This window comes from Mesorhizobium sp. B2-8-5, from assembly GCF_006440675.2.
Lineage (GTDB): Bacteria > Pseudomonadota > Alphaproteobacteria > Rhizobiales > Rhizobiaceae > Mesorhizobium.
In genome coordinates, this window is the sequence record NZ_CP083951.1 from 4,151,021 (window position 1) to 4,172,811 (window position 21,791).

23 protein-coding genes are annotated in these 21,791 nt (G+C 62.9%); 18 read left to right on the forward strand and 5 right to left on the reverse strand.

Going from position 1 to position 21,791, the window contains the following annotated elements:
- Window positions 1-7 precede the first annotated feature (7 nt).
- Window positions 8-172, forward strand: a complete 165-nt coding sequence (locus tag FJ430_RS20165) for a cytochrome oxidase subunit III (protein WP_140708788.1) — start codon at window positions 8-10, stop codon at window positions 170-172.
- A gap of 10 nt (window positions 173-182) precedes the next feature.
- On the opposite strand, the gene FJ430_RS20170 is transcribed toward FJ430_RS20165, so the two are convergent.
- The 3 genes from FJ430_RS20170 to FJ430_RS20180 form a co-directional block, all read right to left on the reverse strand.
- Window positions 183-1,397: a GNAT family N-acetyltransferase gene (locus FJ430_RS20170; protein WP_140708790.1), complete on the reverse strand. Its 1,215-nt coding sequence runs from the start codon at window positions 1,395-1,397 to the stop codon at window positions 183-185.
- A gap of 166 nt (window positions 1,398-1,563) precedes the next feature.
- Complete coding sequence (locus tag FJ430_RS20175) at window positions 1,564-2,292, reverse strand: glycerophosphodiester phosphodiesterase (RefSeq protein WP_140708792.1); 729 nt, start codon at window positions 2,290-2,292, stop codon at window positions 1,564-1,566.
- A gap of 8 nt (window positions 2,293-2,300) precedes the next feature.
- Window positions 2,301-2,765 carry a RidA family protein gene (locus tag FJ430_RS20180; protein WP_140653090.1) on the reverse strand — a complete coding sequence of 155 codons (465 nt, stop codon included), beginning with the start codon at window positions 2,763-2,765 and terminating at the stop codon, window positions 2,301-2,303.
- A gap of 139 nt (window positions 2,766-2,904) precedes the next feature.
- On the opposite strand from FJ430_RS20180, the gene FJ430_RS20185 reads away from it, so the two are divergent.
- From FJ430_RS20185 to tsf, 4 genes are all read left to right on the forward strand, one after another.
- Window positions 2,905-3,735 (forward strand): cell envelope integrity EipB family protein, encoded by an 831-nt coding sequence (locus tag FJ430_RS20185; RefSeq protein WP_140642714.1) that lies wholly within the window; start codon window positions 2,905-2,907, stop codon window positions 3,733-3,735.
- A gap of 82 nt (window positions 3,736-3,817) precedes the next feature.
- Window positions 3,818-4,096 (forward strand): DUF4031 domain-containing protein, encoded by a 279-nt coding sequence (locus FJ430_RS20190; RefSeq protein ID WP_140708794.1) that lies wholly within the window; start codon window positions 3,818-3,820, stop codon window positions 4,094-4,096.
- Window positions 4,097-4,297: 201 nt separating this feature from the next.
- Window positions 4,298-5,077, forward strand: a complete 780-nt coding sequence (gene rpsB / locus FJ430_RS20195) for a 30S ribosomal protein S2 (RefSeq protein WP_140653092.1) — start codon at window positions 4,298-4,300, stop codon at window positions 5,075-5,077.
- Between the two features lie 119 nt (window positions 5,078-5,196).
- Window positions 5,197-6,117 carry a translation elongation factor Ts gene (tsf, locus tag FJ430_RS20200; protein WP_140708796.1) on the forward strand — a complete coding sequence of 307 codons (921 nt, stop codon included), beginning with the start codon at window positions 5,197-5,199 and terminating at the stop codon, window positions 6,115-6,117.
- 54 nt (window positions 6,118-6,171) lie between these two features.
- Here the strand turns inward: tsf and FJ430_RS20205 are convergent, their stop codons facing one another.
- Complete coding sequence (locus FJ430_RS20205) at window positions 6,172-7,098, reverse strand: LysR family transcriptional regulator (RefSeq protein ID WP_140708798.1); 927 nt, start codon at window positions 7,096-7,098, stop codon at window positions 6,172-6,174.
- Window positions 7,099-7,212: 114 nt separating this feature from the next.
- Here FJ430_RS20205 and FJ430_RS20210 point away from each other — a divergent pair, with 114 nt between their 5' ends.
- The 13 genes from FJ430_RS20210 to lpxB all read left to right on the forward strand — a co-directional run bounded on the left by FJ430_RS20210 (window position 7,213) and on the right by lpxB (window position 20,341).
- The gene (locus tag FJ430_RS20210; protein WP_140708800.1) at window positions 7,213-7,740 is read left to right on the forward strand and encodes a nuclear transport factor 2 family protein; all 528 of its coding nucleotides are present in this window, start codon (window positions 7,213-7,215) and stop codon (window positions 7,738-7,740) included.
- Window positions 7,741-7,759: 19 nt separating this feature from the next.
- Window positions 7,760-8,869 (forward strand): aldo/keto reductase, encoded by a 1,110-nt coding sequence (locus FJ430_RS20215; RefSeq protein WP_140708802.1) that lies wholly within the window; start codon window positions 7,760-7,762, stop codon window positions 8,867-8,869.
- 182 nt (window positions 8,870-9,051) lie between these two features.
- Complete coding sequence (gene pyrH / locus FJ430_RS20220) at window positions 9,052-9,774, forward strand: UMP kinase (protein WP_095765617.1); 723 nt, start codon at window positions 9,052-9,054, stop codon at window positions 9,772-9,774.
- Between the two features lie 84 nt (window positions 9,775-9,858).
- Window positions 9,859-10,413: a ribosome recycling factor gene (gene frr / locus FJ430_RS20225; RefSeq protein WP_140642694.1), complete on the forward strand. Its 555-nt coding sequence runs from the start codon at window positions 9,859-9,861 to the stop codon at window positions 10,411-10,413.
- 30 nt (window positions 10,414-10,443) lie between these two features.
- Window positions 10,444-11,163, forward strand: coding sequence for an isoprenyl transferase (locus FJ430_RS20230; RefSeq protein ID WP_140653097.1), 720 nt, complete (start codon window positions 10,444-10,446; stop codon window positions 11,161-11,163).
- 12 nt (window positions 11,164-11,175) lie between these two features.
- The gene (locus tag FJ430_RS20235; protein ID WP_140653099.1) at window positions 11,176-11,991 is read left to right on the forward strand and encodes a phosphatidate cytidylyltransferase; all 816 of its coding nucleotides are present in this window, start codon (window positions 11,176-11,178) and stop codon (window positions 11,989-11,991) included.
- A gap of 104 nt (window positions 11,992-12,095) precedes the next feature.
- Window positions 12,096-13,238: an RIP metalloprotease RseP gene (rseP, locus tag FJ430_RS20240; protein ID WP_140708805.1), complete on the forward strand. Its 1,143-nt coding sequence runs from the start codon at window positions 12,096-12,098 to the stop codon at window positions 13,236-13,238.
- Window positions 13,239-13,456: 218 nt separating this feature from the next.
- Window positions 13,457-15,820, forward strand: a complete 2,364-nt coding sequence (gene bamA, locus FJ430_RS20245) for an outer membrane protein assembly factor BamA (RefSeq protein ID WP_140708807.1) — start codon at window positions 13,457-13,459, stop codon at window positions 15,818-15,820.
- Between the two features lie 78 nt (window positions 15,821-15,898).
- Window positions 15,899-16,954, forward strand: coding sequence for a UDP-3-O-(3-hydroxymyristoyl)glucosamine N-acyltransferase (lpxD, locus tag FJ430_RS20250; RefSeq protein ID WP_140708809.1), 1,056 nt, complete (start codon window positions 15,899-15,901; stop codon window positions 16,952-16,954).
- Window positions 16,947-17,408 carry a 3-hydroxyacyl-ACP dehydratase FabZ gene (gene fabZ / locus FJ430_RS20255; protein WP_140642679.1) on the forward strand — a complete coding sequence of 154 codons (462 nt, stop codon included), beginning with the start codon at window positions 16,947-16,949 and terminating at the stop codon, window positions 17,406-17,408. Before lpxD ends, fabZ begins: the two co-directional genes overlap by 8 nt.
- A 15-nt stretch (window positions 17,409-17,423) precedes the next feature.
- A complete protein-coding gene (gene lpxA / locus FJ430_RS20260; RefSeq protein WP_140708811.1) occupies window positions 17,424-18,260 on the forward strand; it encodes an acyl-ACP--UDP-N-acetylglucosamine O-acyltransferase in 837 nt (278 codons plus the stop codon).
- On the forward strand, window positions 18,247-19,164 hold the full coding sequence (locus FJ430_RS20265) for an LpxI family protein (protein ID WP_140708813.1): 918 nt from the start codon (window positions 18,247-18,249) through the stop codon (window positions 19,162-19,164). Before lpxA ends, FJ430_RS20265 begins: the two co-directional genes overlap by 14 nt.
- Window positions 19,154-20,341 carry a lipid-A-disaccharide synthase gene (gene lpxB, locus FJ430_RS20270; RefSeq protein WP_140708815.1) on the forward strand — a complete coding sequence of 396 codons (1,188 nt, stop codon included), beginning with the start codon at window positions 19,154-19,156 and terminating at the stop codon, window positions 20,339-20,341. The genes FJ430_RS20265 and lpxB overlap by 11 nt, the downstream gene beginning before the upstream one ends.
- A gap of 109 nt (window positions 20,342-20,450) precedes the next feature.
- Here lpxB and gltA read toward each other — a convergent pair whose 3' ends face one another.
- Window positions 20,451-21,779 (reverse strand): citrate synthase, encoded by a 1,329-nt coding sequence (gene gltA, locus FJ430_RS20275; RefSeq protein ID WP_095818701.1) that lies wholly within the window; start codon window positions 21,777-21,779, stop codon window positions 20,451-20,453.
- Window positions 21,780-21,791 lie beyond the last annotated feature (12 nt).

Below are 21,791 nucleotides of genomic sequence, written 5' to 3' on the forward strand. Positions count from 1 at the left end.
AGCAATCATGAAGTGGGTCGTCGCCGGTTGGCTGCTGTTCATCGTGTCGGCGCTGTTTTTCATCGCCGCGGCATGGCGCGCGGGCGATTTGCTGGCGCTTGCCGGCGCGGTGCTGTTCCTGGTCGCCTGCTTTTCGTTCCTGGTTCCGATCGCCGCCCGAAAGCCGCACTGACCGCGAGACCTTATTCTGCGAGGTCCTTGCGGAAGGGCGTGTGCTCTTCGAGATATTCGCCCATGCGTTCAACCTCGCGCCGCTCCCGCCTAAGATAGTCGGCGACGGCATTGCGCAGACCGGGATGCGAAATGTAGTGCGCCGAATGCATGGTCACGGGCCGGTAGCCGCGCGCCAGCTTGTGCTCGCCCTGTGCGCCGGCCTCCACCACCGTCAGCTTGCGCTCGATGGCGAAGTCGATTGCCTGATGATAGCAGACCTCGAAATGCAGGAAGGGGTGGTCCTCGATGCAGCCCCAGTTGCGCCCATAAAGCGCGTCGGAACCGATGAAGTTGATGGCGCCGGCAATGTAGCGGCCGTTGCGCTTGGCCATCACCAGAAGAATGTCATCGGCCATGCGCTCGCCGATCAGGGAGAAAAACTGCCGGTTGAGATAGGGCCGGCCCCATTTCCTGCCGCCGGTATCCGTGTAGAAGGCGAAGAAATCGTCCCAGGCGCTTTCGGTGATGTCCTTGCCGGTCAACCAGTCGATCGAGATGCCATCGGCAAGCGCCTCGCGACGCTCCTTCTTCATCGCCTTGCGTTTGCGCGAGGCAAGTGTGGCGAGGAAGTCATCATAGTTCGAAAAGCCTTCGTTGAAGAAATGGAACTGCTGGTCGGTGCGATGCAGGAAGCCCGCCGCTTCCAGCGTCGCGACATCAGGCTCGTTGGCGAAGGTGACATGCGCGGAAGAGACGCCGAGCTTGTCGGTCACGAGTTTCAGGCCTTCCGCCAGTCCGGCTCTCACGGCACCTTCATTCTCGCCTTTGCCGACCAGAAGGCGAGGGCCGGTGACCGGCGTGAACGGCACCGAGCATTGCAGTTTGGGATAGTAGCGGCCACCGGCGCGCTCGAAGGCGTCCGACCAGCCATGGTCGAAGACATATTCGCCCTGGCTGTGCGATTTGAGATAACAGGGGACGGCGCCGAGAAGCCTGCCTTGCGCGGTTTCCAACCGCAGGTGATGGCCCTGCCAGCCAGTGCGCCGGACGGCGCATCCAGAATCTTCCAATGCGCTTAGAAAAGCGAATGAAACCAGCGGATTGTAGCCATTTTCTTTGTCGCCGCGCGTGGTTCCGGCAAAGCCGTCCCACTCCACGCAGGTGAAGGCGCCGATACCCGCCGCGACGCGGATCGCGTAATCCGCGTTCGCTACCCGTCCATCGTCGTCGTCGCCCTGATCCATGGGGCTTATTTAAGCGTCCTCAGGGCTGCTACAAGTCACGTTTCGGGCATTCCCGAGAGCATGATGCCAAAAGTGTCAAGCGGTTTTCGGACGACATCATGCTCTCTCTTTAGATTGATTAGAGGCGGATCAGATTTCAGGTCGTTTGACCTGAAATCATCCGACCCTAGGCGACCTTGACCAGATCGGGTTCGAAACCCTCGAAGGTCATTTGATCGGCATATTTGAAGGTCAGGTCGACCGCCGGCTGGTCGTGCACGGTCCAGGTGATGACCGGCATTTTCAGCTTTTCGCGCACGAAGCTGACGAAGGGGTTGGGCAGGTCGCCAGCGGCGTAAGAGGTGAAGGCGAGGTCGTGCGCGAGCATGGCGAAATGCGCCTCGATCAACTGGTTGTCCCTGCCATAGGCGGTTAGCCCGCCGGGGATACCCGGCGCGTCCTTGGCGAAGTCGCGGATCAGCCAGTGATCGAACGACATGATCGCCACCTTGCCCTTGTAGCGCTTGAGCAGCCGACCGACGCTCGCCACCAGCCCGGCATCGTGGCCAGGAACGCCTTTCAGCTCGACCACCAGCGGCACGCGGCCGTCGATCAGGTCGAGCGCTTCCTTGAGCGTCGGCACGTGGTCCTTGGTGCCGCCGATCTTGAGCGTCGCCAGTTCGGCCGCGGTGCGCTGCCAGACGAAGCCGTCCTGGCCGGTCAGGCGTTTCAGATCGCCGTCGTGGATGATGACCGGGACGCCGTCCGACGAGATATGCACGTCGCATTCGATGGCATAGCCGCGCTCGGCCGCCGCGGCGAAGGCCGACAGCGTGTTTTCCCAGCGCGTCTTGTTCATGTCGTGGAAGCCGCGATGCGCGACAGGCTGCGCGATCAGCCAGGAAAGATCGGTCATCTTGAACCTCACTCGACTTCGAAGATCGCTTCGATCTCGACCGCGGCGTTGAGCGGCAGCGAGGCGGTGCCGACGGCGGAACGGGCGTGCTTGCCGCGCTCGCCGAGTACCGCGACCAGGAAGTCGGAGGCGCCGTTGGCGACAAGATGCTGTTCGACGAAATCCGGCGCGGAGGCGACGAAGACGGTGATCTTGACCAGGCGGCTAATTTTTTCGAGGTCGCCGAGTGCTGCCTTGGCCTGCGCCAGGATGTTGATGGCGCAGAATTTCGCGCCTTCCTTGCCGGCGGCCGTGTCGATGTCGCGGCCGAGCAACCCGCTTGCCTGCAACTTGCCGTCCTTCAGCGGCAGCTGGCCGGCGGTGAACAGCGTGTTGCCGGTGCGGCAATAGGGCACGTAGTTGGCGGCGGGCGCGGCGGCGGCCGGAAGGGTGACGCCAAGATCGCTTAGCCGCTTTTCGATTGTTTCGCTCATTGGTTTTCCCTATTGCTGGAAGACGCCGCGTTGGCGGGGCCGAAATTGCTATTTTTGCCTCGCTTCCGCCACGACTTTTTTTAAGCTGGACCATCTTTCCCTGCGGCCTGCCCCCCGGCCGCGACGATCGGAGTAACGCATGCGCGCAACGCGCCTTTTCCTCGCCGCCGCCTGTTTTTCGGCGGCGCTTCCGATGGCGCCGGCCTTTGCGGTGCCCGCGTTGCAGGCGCATCGCGCCGTCTACGATCTCACGCTCAGCAAGGCCTCCGACCGTTCAGGCATTACCGGCATCACCGGCCGCATGGTCTACGAGTTCAACGGCTCGGCCTGCGAAGGTTATACGGTCAAGTTCCGCTTCGTCACGCAGATCGTCACCAACGACAACACTAGGCTGACCGACCAGCAGACGACGACTTTCGAGGACGCCGAAGGCAAGACCTTTTCCTTCGTGACGAAATCCTTTGTCGACCAGAACCTCGACAAGGAAGTCAAGGGCACGGCGACCAGGGAAGCGAAGGGCCTGAAGGTCGATATCGACAAGCCGGAGAAGAGCAGCCTCGATCTCGCGGCGACGCAGTTTCCGACCCAGCATCTGGTCGAGCTGATCGGCAAGGCCGAGAAGGGCGAGAATTTCTACCAGACCAATCTGTTCGACGGTTCAGAGGATGCCAACAAGGTGATGACCACCACCGTCATCGTCGGCAAGAAGACGGACGCAGAAAAGACGGATCCGGAAGCGCCGGCGCTGGCCAAGCTCGCCTCCGACAAATACTGGCCGGTCGACATTGCCTATTTCGACGATACCGACAAAAGCGGCGAGGAGGTGCCGGAGTACCGGATCAGCTTCAAGCTGCACGAGAACGGCATCACTCGCGACCTCGTCATGGACTATGGCGACTTCTCGATGACCGGCAAGCTGGTGAACCTGTCGTTGTTCGACCAGACCAAGCCTTGCCCGGCGTCGAAATAGCAGCGCTTCGACGGTAGCCGTCCAGCTTGCAGGCCTGGCTTGTGAACGCCATGTGTGAGGCTCACCAAATGCGGCGAGCCTGATGGCGGTCTATGTCGATGCGGCGATCTGGAAATGGGCCGGCCACCGCTGGTGTCATCTCCTTGCCGACGAGACGGACGAGCTGCATCGCTTCGCCACCGAACTCGGCCTCAAGCTTTCCTCCTATCAAGGGCCGCCCAAGACGTCGGCGCCGCATTACGACATCACCGGCTTCGAGCGCGATCGCGCGGTTCGGCTTGGCGCCATCGAATGCAGCCGCGAGGAAATCGTCGCGATCTTTCGCCGCGTCAGGGTGCCGAACGGCAAGGTAAAACGCTGAGATTTGGGCGGATCGCCGCAGGTAAGGGCGTTTTCCGGGACCCGGCTTGCGTTTATGAGACTTCCCCTCTATATGCGCGCTCATTCCACACACGGACTTTGGTGTCTGCCCGGGAGAAATCCGGCTGAAACCTCCGGTGGCATCAGGACATATGTCCGAAATGCCTGTGTCCGTGGAGGCCAACCGGAAAGGAACTAAAGAATGGCTCTGCCAGATTTCAGCATGCGCCAGCTTTTGGAAGCTGGCGTTCACTTCGGCCACCAGACCCACCGCTGGAACCCGAAGATGGCGCCTTACATCTATGGCGCCCGCAACAACATTCACATCATCGACCTGTCGCAGACGGTGCCGCTGCTGCACCAGGCTCTGAAGCAGGTGTCCGACACTGTCGCCAAGGGCGGCCGCGTGCTGTTCGTCGGTACCAAGCGCCAGGCGTCCGACATCGTTGCCGACGCCGCGCAGCGTTCGGCCCAGTACTATGTCAACTCGCGTTGGCTGGGCGGCATGCTCACCAACTGGAAGACGATCTCGAATTCGATCCAGCGCCTGCGCAAGCTCGACGAGACGCTCGCCGGCGAGGCCCAGGGCCTCACCAAGAAGGAGCGCCTGAACCTCGATCGCGAGCGCGAGAAGCTCAACAAGGCTCTCGGCGGCATCAAGGACATGGGCTCGACGCCGGACCTGATGTTCGTCATCGACACCAACAAGGAAGCGATCGCGATCCTCGAGGCCAAGCGCCTGGGCATCCCGGTCGTGGCCATCATCGATTCGAACTGCGACCCGGACAAGATCGACTTCCCGATCCCCGGCAATGATGACGCGGCCCGCGCCATCCAGTTCTATTGCGACCTGATCGCCAAGGCCGCCATCGACGGCATTGCCCGCCAGCAGGGCGCGCTCGGCGTCGACATCGGCGCTTCGGCCGAGGCTCCGGTCGAGCCCGCGCTCGACACTCCGGCTGCCGAAGCTCCGGAAGCTTGATAAGGAAGGCCGGGTCCCGGCCTTCATCTTTCCAATAAATTGGCGCGCTAAAGCGCTTTTGCCGAGCGCATCATCGAGTCCCGATGGTGCGTCGGCGCATTTGAAACAAAGAGGCGACAATGACGATTTCGGCTGCACAGGTCAAAGAACTCCGCGACTTGACCGGCGCGGGCATGATGGACTGCAAGGCGGCGTTGAACGAAACCAACGGCGACATGGAAGCGGCCGTCGACTGGCTGCGCAAGAAGGGTATCTCGAAGGCCGACAAGAAGGCCGGGCGCACCGCCGCTGAGGGCCTGATCGGCGTCGATGCCGGCGTGCGTGAGGCCGCGGTTGTCGAAGTCAATTCCGAGACCGATTTCGTCGCCCGCAACGAGCAGTTCCAGGAACTGGTCCGCAATGTCGCGAAGGTCGCGCTCGCCTATGGTGCGACCGAGGCGGTTGCCGCGGCCAAGTATCCGGGCTCCGACAAGACTGTCACCGAGACCGTCAAGGACGCGGTCGGCACCATCGGCGAGAACATCAATTTCCGCCGCTCGGCGAAGCTCGCCGTGCCGCATGGCGCGGTGGCGACCTATGTGCACAACGCGGTTGCCGATGGGCTGGGCAAGCTCGGCGTGCTGGTCGCGATCGAGACCACCGGCAACGAGCATGCGGCCAACGCCTTTGCCCGCCAGGTGGCGATGCATGTCGCCGCCAGCAACCCGGTCGCGCTGAGCGCCGAGGAAGTCGACCCGGCGCTGGTCGAGCGCGAGAAGGCGATCTTCTCCGACCAGGCGCGCCAGTCGGGCAAGCCGGAAGCCATCATCGAGAAGATGGTCGAGGGCCGCCTGCGCAAGTTCTACGAAGAGGTGGTGCTTTTGAAGCAGGCCTTCGTGCTCAATCCCGACATCACCGTCGAGAAGGCGCTGAAGGATGCCGAGAAGGAGATCGGCGCTCCGGCGAAGATCACCTCCTATCTGCGCTTCGCGCTGGGCGAAGGCATCGAGAAGGAAACGACCGATTTCGCGGCGGAAGTCGCGGCCGCGGTCAAGAAATAGCTCCGATCCGAGGGGGAGCGCGCAGCGTTTCCTTAAGGTGAAGAGCTCACGAGCTCAGGCAACTCGGCCGGGTGTCCGCATGGATGCTCGGCCGATTTCTTGTGCGGTGTCGATAAAGGCCCTGAGCTTCGGCGCCATCGATGCGCGACGCGGAAAGTAAAGGAAAAGACCGGGCTCCTCGATCGCCGTCCGCGGCAGGATCTGGACGAGACGGCCGGCTGCCAAGTCGGCGCGCACCAGCGGCTCGAAGACGTAGGCGAGCCCGAGGCCGGCCAGCGCCAGATCGATGGCGCCAAGCGAATCCGTGACGATGGCCGTGCCGCGCGTTTCGACGACGACATCCTTGCCGCTGTCGTTCAAATCCCAGCGGTAAAGCGCGCCCGATCGGACCAGCCGGTAGCCGACGCAGTTGTGATTGGCGAGATCGGCTACGTCGCGCGGACGGCCGTGCTTGCCGACATAGGCGGGAGAGGCGACGATCACGGCCTTGAACGGCGGCGTCATCCTGACGGTGACCATGTCCTGCGCGATCATCTCGCCCAACCGGATGCCGGCGTCGAAACCTTCGCCGACGATATCGATAAGTCCCTGGTCGGCAACGATCTCGACCGTCACGTCGGGATAGCGTTCGGCCATGGCCGCGACCACCGGCGTCACCGCCAGGGGGATCGCTATGTTGGAGGCGTTGATCCTGAGCAGGCCGGCCGGCCTTCCCTTCACGCCGCGGATCCGGTCCATCCGCTCGGCGATGTCCTGCAGGGCGGGGGCCGCCGTCTCCACCAGCGCCTTGCCTGCCTCGGTCAGCGAAACGCTGCGTGTCGTGCGCGCAAACAGCGGTTGGCCGATGCGCTCTTCCACCAGCCGCACCGCGTGGCTCACCGCCGAAGCGCTCATGCCGAGCTCGGCCGCGGCAAGCGCAAAGCCGCCGCGTCGCGCGACAGCGACGATGACCGGAAGATGGCTAAGCAGGTCGCGATCCATTCATGAACGATATCGCATGGTCCATGCGAACAATGCAATCTTCTCGTTGCTGGCGCGCCGGTCCACATTGTCTCCAGATATCGGCGGCGGGCTGATGCACAAGGGAGAAAAAAGATGAATGCGTTGAGGCACATCACTTTCGCGGCAGGCATGGCGCTGGCCCCGATCGACGCCGGCGGGGCAGAACCGTCCGACTGGCGGGCGCTTGCCGATGAGCGCGCCGTCATCCGCATTGCCGATGCCATCGACCGTGCCGTCGACGCGCAGGACTGGACGCTTGCCCGCAGCTACTTTGCGGATCGGGTGACCGCAGACTTCAGCACTCTGTCTGGACAGCCTGCGGCCAACATCGCCTCGGACGACCTGATCGGCGCCTGGGCGGGCAACCTCAAAGGCAGCAAGACCAGCCTGCATCTGCGCACCAACCATCAGGTGTCCTTCGACGCCGGTGCGGCGACGGTCCGCTCCAACGGCTATGCCTGGAACCGGATGGAAGGAAATGGCGACCCGCTCTGGGAAGTCTGGGGCACCTACGAGCACCACCTGACGCATTCCGGCACCGGCTGGAAGGTCGACGGCTTCACGTTCCGGATGACGCATGAGCGCGGCAATCCCTGGGTCAAGGCGACTCCCGGCCAATAAGCAGACACGATCGGAGAACATGAGCATGACCTATTACATGCTTGGCAACAGCGGGTTGCGCGTCAGCCGGCTGGCTCTCGGCACCATGACCTTCGGCACCGAATGGGGCTGGGGTGCTGACAGGGACACTGCCCGCGCGATGTTCGACGCCTATGTCGAAGCGGGCGGCAACTTCTTCGACACCGCTGATCTCTACACCGGCGGCACCGCCGAGACCTGGCTCGGCGAGTTCGTCGCCGAGCGCGGCCTGCGCGACAGGGCAGTGATTGCCACCAAATTCACCTTCAACTCGGAACCGGGCAATCCGAATGCCGGCGGCAATGGCCGCAAGAACATCATGCGGGCCGTCGAAGCCTCGCTGAAACGGCTCGGCACCGACTATATCGACCTTTACCTTCTGCATGTCTGGGACAGGATCACCCCGGCCGAGGAGGTGCTGCGCACGCTTGACGACCTCGTTCGCGCCGGTAAGGTGCGCCATATCGGCCTCTCCGACGTGCCGGCCTGGTATGCCGGCCGCGCCCAGGCGATCGCGGAACTGCGCGGCTACGAACCGGTCTCGGCACTGCAGCTCGAATATTCGCTGGCAGAACGCACGATCGAACATGAATATGTGCCCTTTGCCACCCGTCACGGCGCCGGCATCATGGTGTGGAGCCCTCTGGCCAGCGGCCTGCTGAGCGGAAAATACAAGCCGACACAGGACGGCAATGCCGGACGGCTTGACGGTTTTCGCAACACCACGCATCCCGGCTTCCAGAAATTCAGCGACCGCAACTGGGCGATCGTGGCCGAACTCGAAAAGGTGGCCGCCGAGCTCGGCCGCAGCATGGCTCAAGTCGCGCTCAACTGGGCGGCGACGCAGCCGGGCATCGCTTCCGTCATCCTCGGAGCGACGAAGCTTGCGCAGCTCGAGGATAATCTCGGCGCGCTCGACTTTTCGATTCCTGCAGAACTTCGCGCGCGGCTGGAAAAGGTCAGCGCCACGCGCGCGCCGTTCCCGCATTCTTATTTCGGCTCGGAAATCCAGGTCCGGGTGACCGGCGGAGCCGTGACTGGCGACAAGCCGGCCGGTTATTCGCCCGCGGTCATGATCGAAGGCGAGGCGGTCAGCATCTCAAGCAACTGAAGAGGCGGCAACTGATCAAAAGGCAGCAACTGACCGAAAAAGCCTGGGATTTTGCACGAGGGCGCGGCGTGACATCGCCGCGCCCTTCGTGTATCGGGTCAACCCGTCATGACAGCATCGCCGGATGAAGCGGGGGCGGTTTTGCCTCCAAAATTGCCGCGCCGAGATATTCGAGGATCCAGATGACGGTGAAGCCCCTCTATCGACGTGTCGTGCTGAAAGCTTCCGGCGAAGCGTTGATGGGCGAGCAGCATTTCGGCATCGACGTCTCCGTGGTCGACCGCATCGCCGCCGACATTGCCGAGGCGCGCGCGCTGGGCGTCGAAGTGGGTGTCGTCATCGGCGGCGGCAACATCTTCCGCGGCGTCGCCGTGGCCTCGAAGGGCGGCGACCGCGTCACCGGCGATCACATGGGCATGCTCGCCACCGTCATCAATTCGCTGGCGCTGCGCACCTCGCTCAACAAGATCGGCGTCGACGCCGTCGTGCTTTCGGCGATCGCCATGCCGGAACTTTGCGAGAGCTTTTCGCAGCGCCAGGCGACCGCCTACATGAACCAGGGCAAGGTGGTCATCTTTGCCGGCGGCACCGGCAATCCGTTCTTCACCACCGATTCGGCCGCGGCTCTTCGCGCCGCCGAGATCGGCGCCGATGCGCTGTTCAAGGGCACGCAGGTCGACGGGGTCTATTCGGCTGACCCCAAGAAGGACCCGAACGCGGTCCGTTTCGACCGCATCAGCCACGCGGAAGTCATCAAACGCGGGCTTGCGATCATGGATACCGCCGCGATTGCACTTGCGCGTGAAAACAACATTCCGATAATCGTCTATTCGATCCACGAAAAAGGTGGTTTCGGCGATATTCTGAGGGGCGGCGGCCATTGCACGGTCGTCGCGGACAAATAACCGAGGCCGGGATCCGTCAGACGGAACCGCGGACGGGACGACGGCACAAGCATTGAACCCGGCGAACGGGTCGAGGAGATGATCATGAGTGGCGAGTTCGAAGACCTGAAGCGACGCATGGACGGAGCGATCGCCGCCTTCAAGCACGATCTGGCCTCGCTGCGCACCGGCCGCGCGTCCAGCAACCTGCTCGATGCCGTCCAGGTCCAGGCCTACGGCACGACGATGCCGATCAACCAGGTGGCTAATGTGACGGTGCCGGAGCCGCGCATGATTTCGGTCTCGGTCTGGGACAAATCGATGGTCAGCGCCGTCGACCGCGCCATCCGCGAAGCCAATCTCGGCTTCAACCCGATCGTCGACGGCACCAATCTCAGGATTCCGCTGCCGGAGCTGAACGAGCAGCGCCGCAAGGAACTGGTCAAGATTTCGCACGGCTACGCCGAGAACGCCCGCGTCGCGGCGCGCCATGTGCGGCGCGACGGCATGGATTTCCTCAAGAAGGCGGAAAAGGACGGCACCATCAGCGAGGACGATCAGCGCAAGCGCTCCGACCAGGTGCAGAAGCTGACGGACGAGACGATCAGCACCATCGATCACCTGCTTTCCGATAAGGAAGCTGAAATCATGCAGGTTTAGGGTCGGGTTTTCCGGCCCGAAAGCGAGACCATGGCAACGCCCGCGCATGTCGCGATCATCATGGATGGAAACGGACGCTGGGCCAAGGCGCGCGGCCTGCCGCGCCTTGCCGGGCACCGCGCCGGCGTCGAGGCGCTGCGCAAGACGGTTCGCGCCGCGCCCGGGCTCGGCATATCCTACCTGACCGTCTACGCCTTTTCCTCGGAGAACTGGTCGCGGCCGAAATCCGAGGTCAGCGACCTCATGGGGCTTTTGAAGCTATTCATCCGCCGCGATCTCGCGGAACTGCACCAGAACGGCGTGCGGGTGAGGGTGATCGGCGACAAAGAGGGGCTGCAGCCCGATATCAGAGGGCTGTTGCAAGAGGCCGAATCGCTGACCGCCGACAACGAATCGCTGACGCTGGTGATCGCCTTCAACTATGGCGGCCGCGACGAGATCGTCCGCACGGCGCGCAGGCTGGCGGATGCCGTCGCGCGCGGCGACATGGCGAGCGACGCGATCACGGCGGAAAGTTTTGCCGCGTCGCTCGACACAAAGGGCATTCCCGATCCCGAGCTGGTGATCCGAACCAGCGGCGAGCTCAGGCTGTCGAACTTCCTTCTCTGGCAGGCTGCCTATAGCGAGCTCATCTTCCTGCCTTGCTATTGGCCGGACTTCAGCCGCGAGCACCTGGCCGACGCCTTGCGCGACTTTGCCGGCCGAGAACGACGCTTCGGCGGGCTTGCCGCCCGCGACGTCGCGCTTTAGGCGCCGCAACGCATGAGCAATCTCAAGCAGCGCGTCATCTCGGCAATCGTGATGGCGGTGCTGACGCTTGCGCTCACCTGGCTCGGCGGATTGCCGTTTCGGCTGTTCTGCGCGGGAATAGCGGCGCTGATCTTCTATGAATGGACGCGCATGGCGCGTCCCGCGAGCGGGGCGGCTCTCGGCTTCCTGCCGGAAGCGCTGATTCTGGTTTTCATCGGCGCGCTGATCGCCGGCGTGCCGGCTTTGTGGCTGCTCTTGCTTGTGGCGATCCTTGTGGCGGTCGCGGCCATTGCCGCCCGCGTGGGAGGGCCTGCGCCGTGGGAAGCCCCTGGACTGGCCTATGCGGCTCTTTCCGGCTTTTCGCTCGCCTATGTCCGTGACGACAATCATTCCGGACTGATTGCGATTCTCTTCCTGTTCGCCGTGGTCTGGGCGACCGACATTGCGGCCTATTTCGTCGGCCGCGCGGTCGGCGGCCCGAAGCTCGCGCCGTCGATCTCGCCCGGCAAGACGCAGAGCGGCGCGCTGGGCGGCGCGGCCGGCGGCGTTGTCGCCGGCTTGCTGCTGGCGGTTGCGGCCGGGGCCGGCAATCTCGTCCAGCTTGGCCTCGTTGCCCTAGCGCTTTCGATCGTTTCGCAGATCGGCGATCTGTTCGAATCATGGGTCAAGCGCCGGCACGGCGCCAAGGATTCCAGCAATCTCATTCCCGGCCATGGCGGCGTCATGGACAGGGTGGACGGGCTTGTCGCGGCCGCGTTCGCGCTGTACGTCTTGGGCTGGATCGCGGCGGGCGCCGAGCATCCGGCACTGGGGCTGTTTCCGAACTGAACGACGCAGCAGTAGGGCGAAAAATGGCGCGCGCCACGGATTCGCCCGGATTGATGCCACAGTCGCGGTGGAGTGTCGCGTGCGGGCGAATTTGAGGGCATGACTTGGACGACATCTTTCACGCGGTCTTCAGCACACAAGGCTTCGTCCTTGGCACGCTGGTGCCGTTCCTGTTCGTGCTGACCGTGGTCGTGTTCGTCCATGAGATGGGCCACTATCTGATCGGCCGATGGTGCGGCATCGGCGTGAAGGCTTTTTCCATCGGCTTCGGCCCTGAGATCTTCGGTTTCTACGACCGCCGCGGCACGCGCTGGAAGCTCTGCGCCATTCCGCTTGGCGGCTACGTCAAATTTGTCGGCGACATGAACGCGACATCGAGCCAGCCGAGCACGGAAGAGTTCGAATTGCTGACGGAAGCCGAGCGCGAGGTCGCCTTCCACACGCAACCCATCTGGAAGCGCGCCGCTACCGTCGTTGCGGGGCCGCTGTTCAATTTCCTGCTGACGATCGCCGTGTTCGCGGTGCTGTTTTCGCTTTATGGCCGTCCGGTCCTGGAGCCGACAGTCGCCGAAGTCACCAAGGGCAGCCCAGCGGAAAAGGCTGGAATCCAGCCAGGCGACCGATTCGTCAAAGTCGACGGCAGCAAGGTGGAGACCTTCGCCGACGTGCAGCGGCTGGTTTCGGGCCGGGCGGGCGACGCCATCGCCTTCACCATGCTGCGCGACGGCAAGGAAATCGACGTTACGGCCACGCCGGAGCCGATGGAGCAGCAGGATGCGCTGGGCAACAAGATCAAGGTCGCGGTGATCGGTGTCGTCAACAACGCCGAGCTCGGCCAGCCGCGCCTGATCTCCTATACGCCGGCCGGCGCCGTAGTGGCGGCGGTGGAGGAAACCGGGCATGTAATCGAGCGCACCGGCCAGTTCCTGCAACGTTTTGCGCTTGGACGCGAGGACAAATGCCAGCTGGGCGGTCCGATCAAGATCGCGAAGATGTCGGGTCAGGCAGCCAAGCTCGGCTTCGAGTGGCTGGTGCAGCTTGTTGCATTTCTGTCAGTCGGGATAGGATTTCTCAATCTCCTGCCGATTCCCCCTCTCGACGGCGGCCACCTCTTGTTCTACGGCGTGGAGGCCATCATACGGCGGCCCGTTTCGGAGCGAATGATGGAGATGGCCTACCGGGCCGGGCTGTTCCTGGTGCTCGGCTTCATGGGCTTCGTGTTTTGGAACGATCTGTTTGGGTGCTGAAATCATGAAGAAATTTGGCTTCAGCCCCGGTCATATTGAGATGCCGTTTACCATGCGTGGGGATATGCGTGACGCGAAAGCCACGCGGTACGGTTAAGTAAATACAAATTAACCGGGAGCCTTGCGTGTAGGGAAAATCCGGTTAATACGGTAAGGGAAAATACCGCACGTCCGGTTTTCTCGCCGTGGGGACTACGAGAAAAAGGTACAAAAGCCCGATGAAGGCAGCATCCAAGTTTCTGAGCGCCGCTTCCGCGGCGGCTTTGTCCGCCGCTCTGGTCGTACCAGGCGCGCTCGCAGTGCAGTTCGCCGCCACGTCGGTGGCCGAGGCCGCGGTCATTTCGCGTGTCGAGGTCAGCGGCAACCAGCGGGTCGATGCGGAAACCATCCGCAATTACATTTCGATCAAGCCGGGCAAGCCTTTCTCCAGCTCCGATATCGACGACGCCGTCAAGGCGCTGTTCGGCACCGGTCTGTTCTCGGACGTTCAGATCAACCAGGTCGGTTCGAGCCTGGTCGTCAAGGTTTCGGAATACAAGGTCGTCAACCAGGTCCTGTTCCAGGGCAACAAGAAGCTGAAGGACAACGCGCTCCAGGCCGCCATCCAGCTGAAGCCGCGCGCGACCTTCTCGCAGCAGGCGCTCGATGCCGATGTCGAGTCGGTCAAAGCCGCCTACAAGCGCATCGGCCGCGACGACGCCGCGGTGACCACGCAGATCATGGATCTCGGCGACAACCGCGTGAACGTGGTCTTCAACATCAACGAAGGCGGCCGTACCCAGATCGCGGCGATCAATTTCGTCGGCAATCACGCTTATTCCAGCCGCCGTCTGTCGGACGTCATCAACACCAAGCGCTCGTCGTGGCTCTCCTTCGTGCTGCGCGACGACGTCTATGACGAGGACAAGCTGCGCGCCGACCAGGAGCTGCTGCGCCGCTTCTACTACAATCACGGCTATGCCGACTTCCAGGTCGTCTCGGCCGTCGGCGAGCTCGACGATACCACCAACAAATACACGGTCACCATCACCGTACAGGAAGGCGATCGCTATACGTTCGGCGACGTCAGCGTGGAAAGCACCATTCCCGAGGTTGACTCGAAGTCGCTGGAATCCGCGGTCGAGACCCACAAGGGCGACGTCTACAACGCCAAGGACGTCGAGGATTCGATCGTCGCCTTGACCGAGAAGGTCGCGGGCTCGGGCTATGCCTTCGCCCAGGTGACGCCGCGCGGCGACCGTAATTTCGAGAACCACACCATTTCGGTCGTATACACCATCGACCAGGGCACCAAGGCCTATGTCGAGCGCATCGAAATCCGCGGCAACGACCGCACGCGCGACTATGTCATCCGTCGCGAATTCGATGTCAGCGAAGGCGACGCCTTCAACCAGGTTCTCATCCAGCGCGCGAAGAAGCGCTTGGAAAACCTTGATTACTTCCAGTCCGTGGACATTTCGACGGTTCCGGGCTCTGCCCCTGACCAGGTCGTGCTCGTGGTCACCGTGGTCGAGAAGTCGACCGGCGAGTTCTCGGTCGGCGCCGGCTATTCGACCGGCGGCGACACGCCCGGCCCGTCCATCGAAGGCTCGATCACCGAACGCAACTTCCTCGGCCGTGGCCAGTACATCAAGCTGTCGGCCGGCGGCGGCAAGAATTCGCGCGACTTCGCCCTTTCCTTCACCGAGCCCTACTTCCTCGGCCGGCGCATCGCGGCGGGCTTCGACATCTACAAGTCGACCCGCGAATACGATCACTACGATACCGACACCACCGGCGCGACCGTTCGGTTCGGCCTGCCGATCACCGACAACATTTCGACGCAGCTGGCCTACAATATCTCGCAAGAGAAGTACTCACTTGCAGACAATTGTACGACCAACGGGATCTATGACCCGCTCAAGTGCACCATCTCCCAAGCCATCCAGCAAGGCGTTGCAGAAAGCCCTTGGCTCAAGTCGTCGGTCAGCCTCGGTCTGGTCTACAACACCATCGACGATATGAAGAACCCGCATGAAGGGCTTTATGTCACCGGCACGACCGAGTTTGCCGGTTTGGGCGGCGACGCCAAATGGGTCAAGTTTACGGGACGCGCAAGCGTCTACCAGACCTTGTCCGAGCAGCTTGATATCGTCGGCCTGGTTTCGGGGGGAGCAGGCTACATCGCGGGCTACGGCAGTGGCGATCTTCGTATCTTCGATCTCTTCCAGAGCAACGATCGCATGATCCGCGGCTTCGAGTATGGCGGCATCGGCCCTGTTGCCAACGACACCAGCGGCGACCATCTTGGTGGCACGACGTATTTCAATGCCTCCGCAGAAGCGCAGTTCCCGCTGCCGGTCATTCCGGAGAGCTTCGGTCTGCGTGGCGCCGTCTTTGCTGATGCGGCCACGCTTTACGGCAACAACCTTGTCGGCGTTAACACAGACTCGGCTGGCATGAAGCTGCGCGCCTCGGTCGGTGTCGGCCTGATGTGGGCCTCGCCGTTCGGCCCGATCCGCATCGACTATGCGATCCCGGTCAAGAAAGAGTCGACCGACAACGTGCAGGAATTCAACTTCGGTATCGCCACCCGCTTCTAATTTCGTGGTTGCGATGGTTCCGGGCCGGCTGACGGCCCGGAGTGGACCGATCCGACCCAGCTGGATATAGCTTCTGGAATGACCGATCCGGTGTTCTTCGCGCCTTCACGCCGGTATACGGCTGGCGAGGTCGCGAATCTGACCGGCGCCAGCCTGCTCGATTCCGCTCAGGCCGAAATTGCCATCGAGGCGCTGGCTCCCGCCAACGAGGGTGGCAATGGCGCGCTCGTCTTTGTCGACGGCAAGCGCAATTTCGCCCTGATGCAGTCGCTCAGGGCGGCCGCGGTGCTGTGCCCTGCCGATTTTGCCAGCAAGGCGCCGCCGGGCATCGCAGTGCTCATGCATCCGCGTCCGCAACAGGCTTTCGCGATGGTCGGGCGCCTGTTGTTTCCGCAGGCCGCGACTCCGGGGCCAATGACCGGAGAAACCGGCATCTCGGCGCATGCGTTTATCGATCCATCCGCGCATGTCGAGGACGGGGCGATCGTAGAGGCTGGTGCCGTGATCGGCCCTGGCGTATCCATCGGCAGCGGCACGGTCATTGCGCCCCACGCCGTTGTCGGCCGTTCCTGCCAGATCGGCCGCGACGGTTTCATCGGCCCCGGCGCCAGCATTCAATATGCGCTTGTCGGCAATCGCGTCATCATCCATGGCGGCGCCAGGATCGGCCAGGATGGTTTCGGCTTCGTCGGCGGCGCCAAAGGACCTGAACGCGTGCCGCAGATCGGCCGCGTCATCATCCAGGACGATGTCGAGATCGGCTCCAATTCGACCGTCGACCGTGGCGCCATGTCCGATACCATCATCGGCCAAGGCACCAAGATCGACAATCTGGTGCAGATCGCCCACAATGTTCGCATCGGCCGCAATTGCATTATAGCCGGGCTTTCGGGTATTTCCGGTTCCGTCGTCGTCGGCGACAACGTCACCATGGGCGGCGGTGTCGGCCTTGCCGATCATCTGACCATCGGACCAGGGGCCAAGCTTGCTGCGAGAAGTGGATTCATGAACAACGTGCCGGCAGGCGAGGTCTGGGGAGGTTACCCGGCGCAGCCCATGGCGGAAGCCATGCGCGAGATAGCGATGCTGCGCAGGATGGCCAGGACGCGCAAGCAAGGCGACGGAAATGGCTGATATGGTGGCAACGACACTCGACGCGGTCGATATCATGGGGCTTATGAAGCTCCTGCCGCATCGCTATCCATTCCTGCTGATCGATCGCATCGTCGACATAGACGGCGACGAGTCCGCTGTCGGCATCAAGAACGTGACCATCAACGAGCCGCATTTCCAGGGCCATTTCCCCCAGCAGCCGGTCATGCCCGGTGTGCTCATCATCGAGGCCATGGCCCAGACCGCGGGCGCGATCTGCATTCGCAGCCTCAACACCGAGAAGCCGTCGCTGGTTTATTTCATGACCATCGACAACGCGAAATTCCGCAAGCCGGTCGTTCCGGGCGATCAGCTCAGGATCCACGTCAAAAAGATCAAGAAGCGCGGCAACCTGCTGAAATTCGCCTGCGAGGCGATGGTCGACGGCGCGAAAGCCGCCGAAGCCGAGGTTTCGGCCATGATGGTTACCGGCTGACGGTTCGAAATGCTCATGAAAGTCTCGACATCCATTCATCCTTCCTCGGTCGTCGAAGAAGGAGCCCGGCTCGGCGAAGGCGTCCGCATCGGACCCTTCTGCCATATCAGCGCCGATGCAATCATTGGCGATCGTGTGGAGCTGGTCAGCCATGTGTCGGTGATGGGCGCCACGACCATCGGGGCCGGAACAAAGGTCTATCCAATGGCGACGCTCGGCGCGCCGCCGCAGAACACCAAGCACAAGGGCGGTCGCACCACCCTGGTCATCGGAGCGAACTGCACCATTCGTGAAGGCGTCACAATGCATGTCGGCACCGACACCAGCCGTGGCGAGACAACTGTCGGCGACAACGGCAACTTCCTCGCCTACGCCCACATCGCCCATGATTGCGTCGTCGGCAAGAACGCTACCTTCGCCAATGGCGCGACGCTCGGCGGACATTGCGAAATCGGCGACAACGTCTATATCGGCGGCCTAAGCGCGGTTCACCAATTCGTGCGCGTCGGCGACAACGCCTTTCTCGGCGGCTGCTCGGCTTTTGTCGGCGATGTCATTCCCTACGCCATTGCCGTCGGCAACCGCGCCAGCTTGCGCGGCTTGAACATCATTGGTCTCAAACGCTCCGGTCTGCCGCGTTCCGAGATCTACCTGCTGCGCAAAGCTTATAGGACGATTTTCGATCGTTCCCGCACCGTCGGTGAGAATGTGGAACTCGCCAAGGCCGAGTTCGCCGGATCGCCAACGGCCATGAAGATCATCGATTTCATCACCAGTCGCGACAAGCGACACTTTGCCGTCCCATCGCTCAAAGGTGGCGGCGACGAAGACAGCGGCGATGACGAGGCCTGAGCGCGCCGCATCAGCGTTCCAACTCGCGCCGGGCTCGAAGGTCGGCATTATTGCCGGCGGTGGCAGCCTGCCCGTCGAAGTCGCCGATGGCCTGGTCAAGCACGGTTTCGTGCCCTTCATCATCATCGCCGCCGGTGAGGTCGACCGCGAGGCGGACTTCGCGGCCTACGATCAGGAAAAACTCGCGCTGGAAGACATCGGACTGCTGTTTCCGTTGCTGAAGCGCCGGGGCATCACGCACCTTGTCCTGGCCGGCGAGATCAAGCGCAGGCCGCGGCTGAGCAGGATAAAGCCGACATTTGGTCTGCTGGCGATAATTCCCTCCGTGGTCAGAGCGTTGCGACGCGGCGACGACGGCCTGCTGAAGGTGTTGACCCGAGGCCTGGAAAAGCGAGGCGTCAAGGTCGTCGGCGCGCACGAAGTCGTTCCGGAACTGACGGCTGGCGAAGGTCCATTGACGGCGATCGGGCCAAACCAGTCCGACTGGCGTGACATCGAAGCCGCCCGTAAGGCGGCCAAGGCCATCGGCGTACTCGATATCGGACAGGCTGCGATTGCGATTGGAGGTCGAGCCGTCGCCCTCGAAGGCATTGAAGGCACCGCCGGCCTGCTTGACAGAACGCGGGAATTGCGCGGCCACGGCAGGCTGGCCGGCAAGACGCGCGGCGTGCTGGTCAAATGCGCCAAGCCGGGCCAGGAATTGCGCGCCGACTTGCCCACTATCGGCCCGCAGACCATTGAGGCCGCTCATGCGGCAGGCCTTGCCGGCATAGCCGTCGAAGCCGGCCGTTCGCTTATCCTTGAAGGTCCGACTACGCTTGCTCGCGCCAATGCGCTTGGCCTGTTCATTGTCGGCCTGCCCGCGACGAAAATGGCCAATGGAGAGCCGGCCAATGGTCGCTGACAAGCCGCTCAAGATCGCGATCGTCGCCGGCGAGGAATCCGGCGATCTGCTCGGCGCCGACATCGTGCGGGCGCTCGAACGCACGACCGGCCGCAAGGTTCAGCTCGTGGGCATTGGCGGCAGGCACCTGCAGCAGCTGGGACTGAACCCGCTCTTCGACGGCGGCGAGATCGCGCTGATGGGTTTTAGCGCGGTGCTGCGCGACCTGCCGCGGCTGATGCGCCGGATCAGCCAGACGGCGGCGATGATCGCGGCCGAGCGGCCCGATTGCCTGGTCACCATCGACAGTCCGGATTTCTCGCTGCGCGTCGCGAAGAAGGTCCGCGCAACCGATCCGGCCATCCCGATCGTCCACTATGTCTGCCCGAGCGTATGGGCCTGGCGGCCGGGCAGGGCGGTGGCGATGAAGCCCTATGTCGATCACATCCTCTGCATCCTGCCCTTCGAGGTGAAGGCGCTCGCCCGCCTTGGCGGGCCGCCCGGCACCTATGTCGGACACCGGCTGACGCAGGATTCGGGCGTGCTTGGCGCCGCCAAGGCGCAGGCGATGCCGCGCGACCTGTCCGGCGATCGCGTCAAGACGCTGCTGGTGCTGCCCGGTTCGCGCCGCGGCGAGGTGAGGCGACTGATCGAGCCGTTCGGCAAGACGATGTCGGTCCTGCGCCAGCGCGGCCACCGCCTGCGCTTGCTGTTGCCGACGGTGCCGCATGTCGCTGAGCCGGTGAAGGCCTCGGTCGCCAGCTGGGACGACAAGCCGGAAATCATCACCGAGCCGGAGCGCAAATGGCAGGCTTTCGGCAAGGCCGATGCGGCGTTGATCGCGTCTGGAACGGTTTCGCTGGAACTGGCGCTCGCAGGCGTTCCGATGGTTTCCTGCTACAAACTCGACCCGATCGCGCGCCAGATTCTGCAGCATATGGTGACGACGTGGTCGGCACTGCTGCCCAATTTGATATCCGACCGCGCGCTGGTGCCGGAATTCTACGATCAGTATGTCCGGCCGGAAAACCTAGCCCGGCAGCTGGAAGCCCTGTTTGCCGACACCGGCATGCGCGCCTGGCAAAAGGCGGGCTTTGCCGAGATCGCCCGCCGCATGGCGACCGAGCGGCCCTCGGGCGATATCGCAGCCGAGGTGGTGATGGGGTGCATCAGGAAGGCAGTAGGCAGTAGGCAGTAGGCAGTAGGCAGTAGGCAGTAGGCAGTAGGCAGTAGGCAGTAGGCAGTAGGCAGTAGGCAGTAGGCAGTAGGCAGTAGGGGCTCTCTTTCTACTGCCTACTGCCTATTCCCTATCTCTTGGCAATCGGCACGTAATCGCGTTCCGTGGCGCCGGTGTAGAGCTGGCGCGGGCGGCCGATCTTCTGGTGCGGATCCTCGATCATTTCCTTCCACTGCGCGATCCAGCCGACGGTGCGGGCAACGGCGAACAGCACGGTGAACATGGTGGTGGGGAATCCCAACGCCTTTAGCGTGATGCCGGAGTAGAAGTCGACATTCGGGTAGAGCTTCTTTTCGATGAAGTAGGCGTCGGTCAGCGCGATCTTTTCCAACTCCATGGCGATGTCGAGCAACGGATCGTCCTTGATGCCGAGTTCGCCCAGCACCTCATGCGCCGTCTTCTGCATGATCTTGGCGCGCGGATCGTAGTTCTTGTAGACGCGATGGCCAAAACCCATCAGCCGGAACGGATCGTTCTTGTCCTTGGCGCGGGCGATGAATTCCGGGATGTGGTCGACATGGCCGATCTCGCCCAGCATGTTGAGCGCTGCTTCGTTGGCCCCGCCATGCGCCGGACCCCACAGGCAGGCAATGCCGGCGGCGATGCAGGCGAACGGGTTGGCGCCCGAGGAGCCGGCGAGGCGGACGGTCGAGGTCGAGGCGTTCTGCTCGTGGTCGGCGTGCAGGATGAAGATGCGCTCCATGGCGCGCGCCAGCACCGGATTGATCTTGTATTCCTCGCACGGCACAGCAAAGCACATGTGCAGGAAGTTGGCGGCGAAGTTCAGCTCGTTCTTCGGGTAAATGAACGGCTGGCCGATGTGGTATTTGTAGGCCATCGCCGCGATCGTCGGCATCTTGGCGATCAGGCGCATCGAGGCGACCATGCGCTGGTAGGGATCCGAGATGTCGGTGGAGTCGTGATAGAAGGCCGATAGCGCGCCGACCACGCCGCACATGACGGCCATCGGATGCGCATCGCGGCGGAAGCCGGTGAAGAAGCGCGACATCTGCTCGTGCACCATCGTGTGGCGCGTCACGCGATAGTCGAAGTCCTCCTTCTGCGCCTTGGTCGGGAGTTCACCGTAGAGCAAGAGGTAGCAGACCTCGAGGAAGTCGCCATGTTCGGCAAGCTGGTCGATCGGATAGCCGCGATGCAGCAGAATGCCGGCGTCGCCGTCGATGAAAGTGATTGCCGACTCGCAGCTTGCCGTGGAGGTGAAGCCGGGGTCGTAGGTGAAGGCGCCGGTCGTGCTGTAGAGCGCGCCGATATCGATCACGTCAGGCCCGGTCGACCCGCTTCGCACCTTGAATTCATGGGTCTTGCCGGCGAGTTCGAGCCTGGCGGTCGACTCATGCGCCTTGCCGCTCGGTTCCAGTTTTGTCGCAGCTTCGCTCATTGCAAACTCCTT

What these genes read in the sequence shown, in the direction of transcription:
- FJ430_RS20190 (WP_140708794.1), top strand. Translation starts at nt 3,818, where the DNA reads ATGGCGGTCTATGTCGATGCGGCGATCTGGAAATGGGCCGGCCACCGC.
- fabZ (WP_140642679.1), top strand. Translation starts at nt 16,947, where the DNA reads ATGGCTGATATGGTGGCAACGACACTCGACGCGGTCGATATCATGGGG.
- lpxB (WP_140708815.1), top strand. Translation starts at nt 19,154, where the DNA reads ATGGTCGCTGACAAGCCGCTCAAGATCGCGATCGTCGCCGGCGAGGAA.
- tsf (WP_140708796.1), top strand. Translation starts at nt 5,197, where the DNA reads ATGACGATTTCGGCTGCACAGGTCAAAGAACTCCGCGACTTGACCGGC.
- FJ430_RS20230 (WP_140653097.1), top strand. Translation starts at nt 10,444, where the DNA reads ATGGCAACGCCCGCGCATGTCGCGATCATCATGGATGGAAACGGACGC.
- FJ430_RS20180 (WP_140653090.1), bottom strand. Translation starts at nt 2,765, where the DNA reads ATGAGCGAAACAATCGAAAAGCGGCTAAGCGATCTTGGCGTCACCCTT.
- FJ430_RS20170 (WP_140708790.1), bottom strand. Translation starts at nt 1,397, where the DNA reads ATGGATCAGGGCGACGACGACGATGGACGGGTAGCGAACGCGGATTAC.
- FJ430_RS20210 (WP_140708800.1), top strand. Translation starts at nt 7,213, where the DNA reads ATGAATGCGTTGAGGCACATCACTTTCGCGGCAGGCATGGCGCTGGCC.
- FJ430_RS20205 (WP_140708798.1), bottom strand. Translation starts at nt 7,098, where the DNA reads ATGGATCGCGACCTGCTTAGCCATCTTCCGGTCATCGTCGCTGTCGCG.
- frr (WP_140642694.1), top strand. Translation starts at nt 9,859, where the DNA reads ATGAGTGGCGAGTTCGAAGACCTGAAGCGACGCATGGACGGAGCGATC.
- rpsB (WP_140653092.1), top strand. Translation starts at nt 4,298, where the DNA reads ATGGCTCTGCCAGATTTCAGCATGCGCCAGCTTTTGGAAGCTGGCGTT.
- bamA (WP_140708807.1), top strand. Translation starts at nt 13,457, where the DNA reads ATGAAGGCAGCATCCAAGTTTCTGAGCGCCGCTTCCGCGGCGGCTTTG.
- FJ430_RS20165 (WP_140708788.1), top strand. Translation starts at nt 8, where the DNA reads ATGAAGTGGGTCGTCGCCGGTTGGCTGCTGTTCATCGTGTCGGCGCTG.
- FJ430_RS20175 (WP_140708792.1), bottom strand. Translation starts at nt 2,292, where the DNA reads ATGACCGATCTTTCCTGGCTGATCGCGCAGCCTGTCGCGCATCGCGGC.
- FJ430_RS20235 (WP_140653099.1), top strand. Translation starts at nt 11,176, where the DNA reads ATGAGCAATCTCAAGCAGCGCGTCATCTCGGCAATCGTGATGGCGGTG.
- FJ430_RS20215 (WP_140708802.1), top strand. Translation starts at nt 7,760, where the DNA reads ATGAGCATGACCTATTACATGCTTGGCAACAGCGGGTTGCGCGTCAGC.
- lpxD (WP_140708809.1), top strand. Translation starts at nt 15,899, where the DNA reads ATGACCGATCCGGTGTTCTTCGCGCCTTCACGCCGGTATACGGCTGGC.
- lpxA (WP_140708811.1), top strand. Translation starts at nt 17,424, where the DNA reads ATGAAAGTCTCGACATCCATTCATCCTTCCTCGGTCGTCGAAGAAGGA.
- pyrH (WP_095765617.1), top strand. Translation starts at nt 9,052, where the DNA reads ATGACGGTGAAGCCCCTCTATCGACGTGTCGTGCTGAAAGCTTCCGGC.
- gltA (WP_095818701.1), bottom strand. Translation starts at nt 21,779, where the DNA reads ATGAGCGAAGCTGCGACAAAACTGGAACCGAGCGGCAAGGCGCATGAG.
- FJ430_RS20265 (WP_140708813.1), top strand. Translation starts at nt 18,247, where the DNA reads ATGACGAGGCCTGAGCGCGCCGCATCAGCGTTCCAACTCGCGCCGGGC.
- FJ430_RS20185 (WP_140642714.1), top strand. Translation starts at nt 2,905, where the DNA reads ATGCGCGCAACGCGCCTTTTCCTCGCCGCCGCCTGTTTTTCGGCGGCG.